Source organism: Nostoc paludosum FACHB-159 (assembly GCF_014698835.1).
GTDB classification, from domain to species: Bacteria; Cyanobacteriota; Cyanobacteriia; order Cyanobacteriales; family Nostocaceae; genus Nostoc; species Nostoc paludosum.
Genome location: NZ_JACJTU010000146.1, coordinates 1 through 3,475 on the forward strand (window position 1 = coordinate 1; position 3,475 = coordinate 3,475).

Consider the following 3,475-nt stretch of genomic DNA (forward strand, 5'->3'; position numbering starts at 1 on the left):
TGCCTTCAAACCCTCATTTTCTCGTACTGCCAGATGGCGATCGCTCCTTCCGTGCAAATCCTTGTAACTCTCTCCTGGTAAGCTTTCATGATTCGCGGATGAGTCTAATACAGCAAAACAGTCGTAGACGGCATATACAAAGGTTTTTAACGTTGAATGCGAAGAAGTGTAGTATTGCTATGGTTTCCCATCATTGAAGCCATAATTAACCAACATTTTCAAGCACGGTCACAACTAACTATTGCGATGGATAGAACACAGTAGAAAGAAAATAATGTGTTGATGGTGAGTGTGATTTACCAAAAAAGAGCTTGGCCAATATATTGGTGTCTGCTAGGAAAAGATGGTAGTAGCAACCTAGAAGAACAACAAAAAGTATTACGTCCAGTAATTCGCCTATTAAAAAAGTACAAACTCGAAATTATTGGGGACAGAGAATTCCATAGTGTAGAACTAGCACATTGGCTCCAAAAGCAGAATATGAGTTTTGTACTCCGTCAAAAAAAAGACACTACTTTTCAAGAGAAAAGGCAGAAATTTCAGCCTTTAAGTAACATTGAGATTTATCCTGGTGTCCGTCAATTTTACACCAACATCAAGGTAACTCAAAAACGTGGCTTTGGTCGGTTTAATTTAGGAGTCTACTGGAAAAGAAAGTATAAGGGTAAACAAGAAAAAGACGCTTGGTATTTATTAACTAATTTACCTGACTTAAACACTGCCCTCAAAACATATGCTCAACGTTTTGGGATTGAGGCAATGTTTAAAGATTGTAAAACAGGCGGTTACAATTTAGAAAGTTCTCAAGCCAGCCCTGATAGACTTGTACGTTTAATTTTTTTAATTGCTTTAGCAATGACTAGTGCTTGGCTACAAGGTCAAAAAATTAAATTACAGCGACAACAATCTTATGTCTGTCGTTCTCAAGAGCGAGGTAAAATTCAAAAAAGGCATAGTAATTTTTGGATAGGTTTATATGGTTTTAATTGGATAGTTGCTTGGCATGGCTGTCAAGCATGGGTTGAGGAACTGGTCGGTTCGATTCGCAATAAGCAGCATATTATCAGCGAGGTTTAAGAGCCATGAAGCTTATACAGCAAGCACTTTAACTCGCTTGTCGCTCCTTGAAGTGTAAGAGTTTGGTTAAAAAGTTTGAAAAAACTCTCAGCCATGCCACAGCAAAACTCAACCTTTGCTTCATTAGACTAATGCTCAAACGTCTAGCTAACGAATAGATCCCAAATGGGTTCTATAGGGAGATACTTTGAGGAACTTGTGAAGATGTTGGATTGTGGCTGTCATCCAATTTAAGATTTTGGATTTTAGATACGCAGGGAACCTCCCCAACAAACTGGCTTCCCATAAGCGACTAAAGCATAAATTGGCTGGTTACGTCTCACAGAAATTGAGAAAATTGTGAAGAATCATAATTATGATACAGGAGTTGATTCCCGATTGTCTGGCTTTTGTAAGTATAATTTTTTACTAAAAATATTATTTCTCTTAGTCTGATGAAACTGAAGAGTTAACGGAGGCAGGGGGCAGGAGGCAGGCTTCGCCGTGAGTGTCAGCGTTCGACTGAGCGCTCACGCCGAAGTCCGAACGGAGGCAGGAGGCCGTTTTTGTAACGAGGATTTATACCCCGTTCCAAAAACTTTTCGCCTTAAAAGGCGAGGTCTTAGACCCGATTGTTTCGATAATATTACACTTCCTCACAGGTTCCTCAAATGTTTTGCGTAATTTTATCTATGTCCTGTATAGGCAAAGCTATAGAAGGGAAATCAACATGGAGCCTAGACAACACACTAAATTAATTAACTTTTTACTAGAAGAACTGGCAATCCCTGCTACTGCTATCAGCTTGGCTTTACGTCATGTTGAGCAAACTCCAAGTTTGTTGCCTATGGTTCTTTGGCAGTACGGTTTAGTAACTTTGACCCAGCTCAACCAGATTTTTGACTGGTTAGAAGTAACATCCTAAATTTAACCAACAATTTCTGTTGTATAGATACTTCTCATTGAATAATCTTATGAAAAACCGCAAAAGAATTGGTATTCTCACCAGTGGTGGAGACTGTCCTGGGCTTAATGCTGTGATTCGGGCTGTTGTGAGTCATGCAACACTCACTTATGATTGGGAAGTGTTGGGAATTTCTTATGCAACGCAGGGATTGTTAGAAGCTAAAGCAACTACTCTTAAGATGCACGGTTTAGACTTGCGTGGGATTGATCCCTTGCTTTCGATGGGAGGAACTATCTTAGGAACTATCAACAAAGGAGATACGCTAGCACATACTAGTGAGATTATTGCCGGTTATCAGATGTTAGAGCTAGATGCACTAATTGGTATTGGTGGTGATGGTAGCTTAAGTATTCTTCACAATCTTGCACATCAAGGAAATTGGAATTTTATCGGTGTTCCGAAAACAATTGATAATGATGTCGCACTCACAGAAAGGTCTGTGGGATTTGATACTGCTGTTAACACAATTACAAATGCTCTCAACAGCCTAACTTTTACAGCTGCCAGTCACGATCGGGTGATGATTGTGGAAGTCATGGGTAGAAAAGCAGGCCATTTAGCCCTGCAAGCAGGTATAGCAGGCGGGGCAGATGTAATCTTAATTCCAGAAATACCTTATTCAATTGAGGGAGTTTGCCAGCATCTTGCTCAACTACGCGATCGCTCTTGGCGCAAATTTGCGATTGTCGTAGTTGCGGAAGGCATTGAAGCGGTAAAAGGCTCAGCTGATTGTGACGGGTTGTGTCAGCTAACTACAAAGTGCGGAATGGGTCAATACATAGCCGATCAAATTAGCCATTGTAGTGCTGAGAAGATAGAAACACGAGTTTCAGTTCTAGGTCATATTCAACGAGGCGGTATTCCCTCTGCCTTAGACCGTCTAGTGGCGACAGCTTTTGGTAAAACCGCAGTGGATTTGGCCGCACAAGGCAAATATGACCAGATGGTAGCTTGGCAAAATGGACAAGTTGTTGCTGTCCCTTTGCAAGAAGTAATGCTTCAAAGTCCTTCGCCTGTGGATGCTAACGGGTATTTAGTTCCCATTGCTCGCTCTTTGGGCATTTATGTAGGCAATGGTTTTCAATTTTCCCAACAATCAAAGCCCAGTTGCTTGAAAAATGACTAAACTAATTGCTTATACTTCAAATTTGGAATCAGACTTTGACGTTGGAAACTTGATGTTGGTGTGTGGACTTCGATTGTCACGCTTGAAAAGGTGAAACCTAGATAGGGCAGGGTGTAGCACTATATAAATTGAATTTTAGTGCGCCATAACAATACCATTGCCAAAATAAGAGTATGAAGAGGTAGGGCATTTGGTAGTAGAGTTATTGTCTCTCACAACCAATACCTTAGCCAATTTACGAGGTTTCAAGACCTGTAGAAACGGGATGAATACGTCCTAAAGAAGTAAGTTTGGCAAAAATCTGGGTTAATAAAATAGGCTCAGGC

General features: G+C 40.5%; 4 protein-coding genes. All 4 read left to right on the forward strand.

Going from position 1 to position 3,475, the window contains the following annotated elements; all coding sequences use genetic code 11:
* The coding region (locus tag H6H03_RS39995) for a hypothetical protein (RefSeq protein ID WP_206758007.1) at window positions 1-197 on the forward strand (197 nt) is incomplete at its 5' end.
* Window positions 198-282: 85 nt separating this feature from the next.
* Window positions 283-1,077: an IS4 family transposase gene (locus tag H6H03_RS39480; RefSeq protein ID WP_242058239.1), complete on the forward strand. Its 795-nt coding sequence runs from the start codon at window positions 283-285 to the stop codon at window positions 1,075-1,077.
* Window positions 1,078-1,786: 709 nt separating this feature from the next.
* Window positions 1,787-1,981, forward strand: a complete 195-nt coding sequence (locus H6H03_RS39490) for a DUF2949 domain-containing protein (protein ID WP_190960407.1) — start codon at window positions 1,787-1,789, stop codon at window positions 1,979-1,981.
* 49 nt (window positions 1,982-2,030) lie between these two features.
* Window positions 2,031-3,149 (forward strand): ATP-dependent 6-phosphofructokinase, encoded by a 1,119-nt coding sequence (locus H6H03_RS39495; protein WP_190960408.1) that lies wholly within the window; start codon window positions 2,031-2,033, stop codon window positions 3,147-3,149.
* Window positions 3,150-3,475 lie beyond the last annotated feature (326 nt).